General features: G+C 40.7%; 7 protein-coding genes. All 7 read left to right on the top strand.

Annotated features, from left to right (window positions below; genetic code table 11):
* Positions 1-499 precede the first annotated feature (499 nt).
* The 7 genes from FW757_RS14160 to FW757_RS14130 all read left to right on the top strand — a co-directional run bounded on the left by FW757_RS14160 (position 500) and on the right by FW757_RS14130 (position 7,131).
* Complete coding sequence (locus tag FW757_RS14160; RefSeq protein ID WP_446441359.1) at positions 500-1,264, top strand: SDR family oxidoreductase; 765 nt, start codon at positions 500-502, stop codon at positions 1,262-1,264.
* Positions 1,265-1,274: 10 nt separating this feature from the next.
* Entirely contained in the window at positions 1,275-2,117 is an 843-nt protein-coding gene (locus FW757_RS14155) for a bifunctional transcriptional activator/DNA repair enzyme AdaA (protein WP_182718934.1), read from the top strand.
* A 569-nt stretch (positions 2,118-2,686) separates the two neighbouring features.
* Positions 2,687-3,220 carry a hypothetical protein gene (locus FW757_RS14150; RefSeq protein WP_182718935.1) on the top strand — a complete coding sequence of 178 codons (534 nt, stop codon included), beginning with the start codon at positions 2,687-2,689 and terminating at the stop codon, positions 3,218-3,220.
* 760 nt (positions 3,221-3,980) lie between these two features.
* The gene (locus tag FW757_RS14145; RefSeq protein ID WP_182718936.1) at positions 3,981-4,853 is read left to right on the top strand and encodes an alpha/beta fold hydrolase; all 873 of its coding nucleotides are present in this window, start codon (positions 3,981-3,983) and stop codon (positions 4,851-4,853) included.
* Positions 4,854-4,901: 48 nt separating this feature from the next.
* Entirely contained in the window at positions 4,902-5,312 is a 411-nt protein-coding gene (locus tag FW757_RS14140; protein ID WP_259398532.1) for a hypothetical protein, read from the top strand.
* Positions 5,313-5,772: 460 nt separating this feature from the next.
* Positions 5,773-6,282, top strand: a complete 510-nt coding sequence (locus tag FW757_RS14135) for a ClbS/DfsB family four-helix bundle protein (protein WP_182718968.1) — start codon at positions 5,773-5,775, stop codon at positions 6,280-6,282.
* 579 nt (positions 6,283-6,861) lie between these two features.
* The gene (locus tag FW757_RS14130; protein WP_182718937.1) at positions 6,862-7,131 is read left to right on the top strand and encodes a hypothetical protein; all 270 of its coding nucleotides are present in this window, start codon (positions 6,862-6,864) and stop codon (positions 7,129-7,131) included.
* Positions 7,132-7,154: the final 23 nt, after the last annotated feature.

The following is a 7,154-nucleotide window of genomic DNA, read 5'->3' as shown; positions in this document are numbered from 1 at the left end:
TATGTTGCGATTAATTTAGATGTAGCGACAAATTAAATAGTTCGAACGAGTTAGCGGCCTAGCTTGCTGCATCAAATCAGCTAATTAACCTGCTTAACTGCTCAGGTCAGTAACGACTGTGCATACGAAAAATATAATTGCTGAAGGGTTAAACATTAGGTTTAATGGATAGATAATAAACACTGAGTAACGCAGGGACAGCATAGATACGACAGGCACACTAATTAAATTTGCTTGCTATAGCTTAGGTCATAAAAAGCCTTTCTATATATGTAAAGTCCATAGCATAAACAACACCAACTCTACACATCGAGCAGGTAGCGCCTCAGTCCGACAAGCGATTATGCAACACAAACTGCGTGTCGCATAAATACTAAAATGTTATAGCGCAATTGAAATTCAGCAAGATTCGGGTCGGCATTAATCGTTCGGCCTCCTAATATAGCATCTGTTCGGGCATATGCCCTTTAATTGTCAGCAGAGCTAGGAGAAATAATCGATGAACATATTGGCCAACAAAGTTGCTATTGTTACTGGTGCCAGCACCGGCATTGGCTATGCAGCCGCGAAGCTTTTTGCGAGAGAAGGTGCTGCCGTAGTGGTGGCAGCAAGGCGACAGAAGGAGCTTGATGAACTGGTGGAATTAATCAAGACTGAAGGTGGGCAGGCACTGGCACTAGCCGGTGATGTTGGCGAAGAAGCTTTTGCCAAAGCTTTGGTAGATAAGGCTGTAAGCCACTTTGGTGGCCTGGATATCGCTTTTAACAATGCTGCCATTCTGGGTGCTATGTGCCCTGTGCCGCAGATGTCGCTCACGGACTGGAATCAAGTTATTGCGACCAACTTAACCAGTGCATTTTTGGGCGCAAAGTACCAGCTGCCCGCCATGGCTGCCCGAAAAGGAGGTTCGTTAATTTTCACCTCTACCTTCGTTGGTTACACCACAGGTATGCCAGGCATGGCTGCCTACGCAGCCAGTAAGGCTGGTCTTATTGGTTTGACTCAAGTGCTGGCGTCAGAGCATGGGCCTCAGAATATCCGGGTCAATGCCCTTTTGCCTGGTGGTACTGATACGCCAGCGGGACGTGAGTTTGCTAATACGCCAGAAGCATTGGCGTTTGTGCGTAACCTGCATGCGCTCAAGCGTATGGCGACACCAGATGAAATTGCTCAATCCGCATTGTACTTAGCATCCGATGCATCCAGTTTCACAACTGGTTCTGCGATGTTGGTAGATGGCGGTGTATCCATAAATCGTGTCTGAGAGGCAGAGTGTGTCAGACTATGACCGTATCGCACGTGCTATGGCATACTTGGTAGATCGTGCAACTACCCAGCCCGCTCTAGAAGAGATAGCCGCCCATGTGCATCTGAGTCCGTATCATTTTCAGAGGTTGTTTTGTCGTTGGGCGGGTACCACGCCAAAGCGGTTTTTGCAGGTCCTGACATTGGAGCGTAGCAAGGAGTTGTTGGATAAATCCCGCTCTCTGCTCGACGTTTCACATGAGATTGGCTTAAGCGGTAGTTCAAGGTTGCATGATCACTTTGTGCAGCTGGAGGCAGTGACACCGGGGGAGTATAAAAATAAGGGTAAGGAGCTACGTATCGAATACGGTGTGCACCCTACACCACTGGGGCCTATGTTTGTAGCTGTAACACAGCGTGGTGTTTGTAGGGTTGAGTTCATGGACTTCAATTACATTGAAGAGCTGCTGGATGACTTGCGTAACGCTTGGCCATTGAGTTCGATTGTTGAAAGCATCACATCTACGCACTATGTTATTGATGCGTTTTTTAGTAGTGATACAGCTGCCAAACATGGTCCGCTGTCGCTTCATGTGAAAGGTACGAATTTTCAGGTAGCTGTGTGGCGGGCGCTGCTGAAAATACCACCGGGCGCAGTGGCTAGCTATTCTCAGGTAGCCACAGCACTCAATGCGCCCCAATCTGCAAGAGCGGTTGGTAACGCCATTGGAGCAAATCCTGTTGCTTTACTGATCCCCTGCCATCGGGTAATACAGCACAGTGGTGCACTTGGTGGTTACCGTTGGGGGCCAGCCAAGAAGCTTATGGTACAAACATGGGAAAAAATGCGTGATGAACCTGTTTCGCTATAACAATGTCATGCAGCTGACGTTCTTATCTTACCCCGCGCGGCAGATGGCGGGCGTTGAGGCTGTAGAATTACTCTTTACAGGAACGAATGCACCTACTTTTAGTTGTTCAACTTTTAACCTTGAATCTACTATCAAGCTATGATCTAGTAAATATTATTCACCCACGGTAAATCGTTATGGCTCTTTCGTTGGGTGAGGAGTCAAGCGAGACTTATCCTACCAAAATAAATTCATTCCAATCAATTTCGCTGAGCAAATTGACCTTGCGCGGACAAACGAAAGTGAATGCTTTCACTTCACACTGCGGCAACTGTATTGCTTAGTTCATAATAGAGAAAAGCTGCAAAACACGATGCACTAATTAGGGTAGCCCTTATCACCTCAAATAAGCCACTCAAACACCTTGCAAAATGCCAATTAAAATAACACCAAGTCCTCTTTTTATATTTTACGTAAAATCGAAGTAACTAATTGAATCAAAATAGGAACTCGGCTATGGTGAATGCATCAATAAGAATAAATTAAAAACGAGTAATTCTACAGGCTCGTTACATTTCTTGAGAATACGCATGACCAAGGCAGAAATTAAAAAGTTGTTTGTTGCAATCGAAAAGCACGACCAGGATTCAGTTCTTGGTATCCTTGCAAAGGATAAGGGCGTAATCGAAACAGTTGGGCACCATAACGCTAATTGCAGAGACAAGACTCCTTTGATGTATGCCATGCAATGCGAAGATTTTGAGCTTGCCAACAAGCTCATAGAGTTGGGGGCTAACGTAAAGGCAAAAATGCCAGCAGGGCCTGAGACTAGCGTAATTCAATTAGCTGTAAAGTTTGGCCATGGTCTAAATCCAAATTTTGATAAATGGCTTAGCTTTACTCAAAAGCTTATTGAGCAAGGCGCTAATCCATCAGAGGCCTTATGGCCGGCGTGCCATGGATACAACAAAGTTGCGGATAAACCGGAAATTATTTCACTATTATTACAAAATGGTGCTTCCCTGGAAGGCGAAGTTGGCAATAGCGGTAGCACAGTGAAAGAGCTTCTTGTGATTAATTCGCAGCTCTATTCAAGTCGAGTTCTTAATCTATTCGGGCTGTAGCAATGACAAAATGTGACACATATGAGCCTTAACTCTGTCAATAGGCACTAGTATTTTCTTTAACCGTTTTTATACAGTGACGGTCAATTCAAAATCAACTTTAATTCAATAAGCAAATTCGTTTACTTCGTCGGCGATGCGGCGGTTAAGCAAGTAGCTTACGGCAAACACATATAGGCGCGTTACGCAGTAATCGATTATTGCGATCTCATCGCAGCCAGGTTTTTCCCATATCCTTTTGGGATAGCTGGGGCGCTTCGACTAAATGGATTTAGGAGGTAGAGCGAAGCAGGATGCTAGAGCCGAGACATTCATCGGTTAACCTTATCATGGCACTATTCAAGGCGGCTGGTTTCATCATTGTGATCCAGTTATATTTAGGTGCGTAACGCAGTTATCAAGTCAGGTGTAAGCGACTTTGTTTATTGTATTAATGCACGCGTACTGAGTGTCTAATCAAGGCAAGTGGTTTAGGTCTGTAGGCATATAATCAGGTTAAACCTTGTTGGTTATTAACTCACCCAATTGATTCATGCTCAGCCTTATATCCAGTTAGATGTTCAGCTGAAATAAAAGGACAGACAAAAATTTTTGCAATATTTACTTTTAGATAAAATAGAAGTAACCGATTGAATCAAAATAGGAACTCGGCTATGGTTAATGCATCAATAAAAATAAATTAAAACGAGTTAATCTACAGGCTCGTTATATTTTAAGTGCTAAATTTTACTTCTAAATTAGCTATATAAGGGATTTTATAATGAAAACTGGACTTTTAGTTCTATTATTTATCGTAGCCTTTGGCGTATCTGCAAAAGACGTCATTAAACCAAGTGTTTCAGGCTTGTATCAAGTAGATAAAGTGAACCTTTTTATTGAATGTTATGGTGAAGCCTCCCCTTCAATAATTATCAATGCTGGCTTTGGTGGTACGGTTGAAGACGGAAACTGGAAGAAGGTAATACAATCACTTCACAAAAAAAATAGAGTGTGTATTTATGACAGAGCCAACTTGGGGAAAAGTGATAAATCGCAAGGCCATTATGATCTAGGCACTATTGTTGAGCATCAAAATGTATTGTTACAAAGGGCTGGAATTCAGCCTCCTTACGTAATGGTTGGACACTCTTATGGCTCATATCCTATTAAGTTATTTAATCACCTTTACCCTGAAAAGGTCAGCGCCATTTTACTTGTAGATCCTTCATTGTATGGCCAATTTAGAAGCCATATAAAAAAGTGGGATGCAAAAAATGACACATATGATGCTGATACCAAGAAGAATATGGAAGCTGAACTTGCTAGCTGGCATGGTGCTCCTGATAATCTAGAAAAAATTAATATGAGAACTAGTTCAACGTTCATTCAGCAAAGCGACGATTTTGGTGACACACCTTATGTATTACTTTGGAACAGAGACGCAATTTGGGTGCCTGCAAATCAAACTCCAGATAACTGGCATCCAGCAGTCTGGGAGCGTATTAAAAAGTCTTATTCTACCGAATTAAATAAGATGCAGACTTTATCTAAAGATACCAAAATTACATTTGCAACAACTCCAGAGCATTACATACAAAAACATGAACCAGAGATTGTTATCGCAGAGATTAATTATTTATTGAATAAACTTTGAAATGAGTAAGCAAGACATAACAAGCGCCTTAACTCCAACAATGTTAAGTTGTCATGGTTTTGGCAAACAACGCAAAGTCATGCCAACACATTATGTAATGGTCTAATTGGACTGATTTATATCTTTTTAGTAGGATTAACTAGAGTTGTTAAACGCGATAAAGATGGCTTAAGGCGCATTAAATGGGGGTTTATAAACCTTGTACTATTTAGCTTGTCCATATATCTCTATGTTAATCAATCCTTTCTAAAGTTTGGTGATATTACTGCGGCAAGTATTTGCTTGGCTTTTTTATCAGGGGTTTTGCCAATAACACTTTTATTTTCTTTATGGATTTCTTTAAGAGGAAAGTTGCAAAGTAAGTTAATAAAATTGGATATTGCATCGATCATGATGTCTATACAATTTTGTTTAGTATTGGCTGCTTGGGGGCAGATATCCACTATATTTTGGCAATAAATTGCAGAGCTTTAACACATATGAGCCTTAACTCTGTCAATAGGAACTAGTATTCTTTTTGACCGTTTTTATACAGTGACGGTCAATTCAAAATCAACTTTAATTCAATAAGCAAATTCGTTTACTTCGTCTGTCGATGCGGCTTCATCATTGCAAAGATAAGCTCTTATCACCGCAAATAAGCCACTTAAATATCTGTAACAACTTGAAAAATGTCAATTAAAACAACACTAAATCCTATTTTATATTTTACGTGAAAGTCAGTTGTCGATTGAATCAAAATAGGAACTCGGCTATGGTTAATGCATCAAGTTCAGCTACAGGTTGCGCAGGAGTTGGTGAATGAAAAAACATAACAAAAGCATGTTGCATAAACTACTGAGTGGTTGGACGGTTTTTCCGCTCGTACCGCGCTACAAAACCGCCGCAAATGCAAGGCATTATGTGAATGGAGGTTAAATTGTCTTCTGTGCCAAGAAATAAGGATGAATTGGAGTTAGCCATAAACTCAGTGTTCCCAAAACTAATGGCTGATTATCGCTCAATTTCAAAAAGCAAAGCTCGTAAATTGGGCGTAGAAGGAAATATCAAAGGTACAATCATTAGCGTTAGTGACACAGTTGCTTACCTGATTGGTTGGGGCAAACTCGTCCTTAAATGGCATCATCTAAAGTCTCAAAATCAGGATGTAGATTTCCCTGAAACTGACTACAAATGGAATCAACTTGGGTTACTAGCTGAAAGTTTCCACGAAAAATATCGTGACTGGAAATACGATGATCTGCTTGTTGAGCTGGAGTCTACGGTTCACGAGATACTTTTACTCATTTCAAGTTTAAGTAATCATGAGTTGTATGGTGTTGCGTGGTATGAGCGATGGACTCTAGGGCGCATGATTCAATTTAATACGTCATCACCTATGAAAAACATGCGAACAAAAGTTCGGCGCTTCAATCGGGAATTCACATAACACATATGAGCCTTAACTCTATTAATAGGCACTAGTATTCTTTTTGACCTTTTTATTCAGTGACGGTCAATTATAAATCAATAAACAAATTTGTTTACTTCGTCGGCCGATGTGGCTTCATCATTGCAAAGGTAAGCCCTTATCACCGCAAATAAGCCACTTAAATATCTGTAATACTTTGAAAAAAAGCCAATTAAAACAACACCAAGTCCTCTTTTTTATATTTTACGTGAAAGTCAGTTGTCGATTGAATCAAAATAGGAACTCGGCTATGGTTAATCCATCAATAAAAATAAATTAAAACGAGTTATTCAACAGGCTCGTTATATTTATTAAGGTAGTTTAAATATCATTTGATAGTGAAATAGCTGCATTCATAGCAAAGTCAGACCAAAACGGAGAACGGGCTGATTTAGAAAAGTTAAAACGATTAAATAAAAAATAGGCGGTATTATTCCTAAGTGGTATATCGAGGCAATGTCCACACCTATTTTGCAATTTACTTCTTGGCTGGCAAAAATTTGAACCAGAAGAAGACTTTGATGGCATTGAAGAGATTCAAATTGTGAACATTGATTTATGGAAGAAGTTAATTGTGATTCCTACTCAGGGATGTATGTGTTGCCAGCAAACTATCTTGTTATTGGTTATGGCGCTGATTGGGCTGATAATTGTTTTGTAATTCCAACGGATCAAAGCGACGATCCGCCTCTTTATGAAGTGTTGCATGATGTGGCACTCAGCACTGAAGAGCTTGTTTCGACGATAAAGTCGGGTGCAGGTGGCTGTGAGAAAATAGCTGATAAACTGTCTATTTTTGTGGGCAATGCGATTGCACTAAAAACATAGCAAATTACTGCAGTGCGACTTGT

It is taken from the genome of Pseudoalteromonas sp. 1181_04 (assembly GCF_052850545.1).
This window is presented reverse-complemented; position numbering and strand designations above follow the sequence as displayed.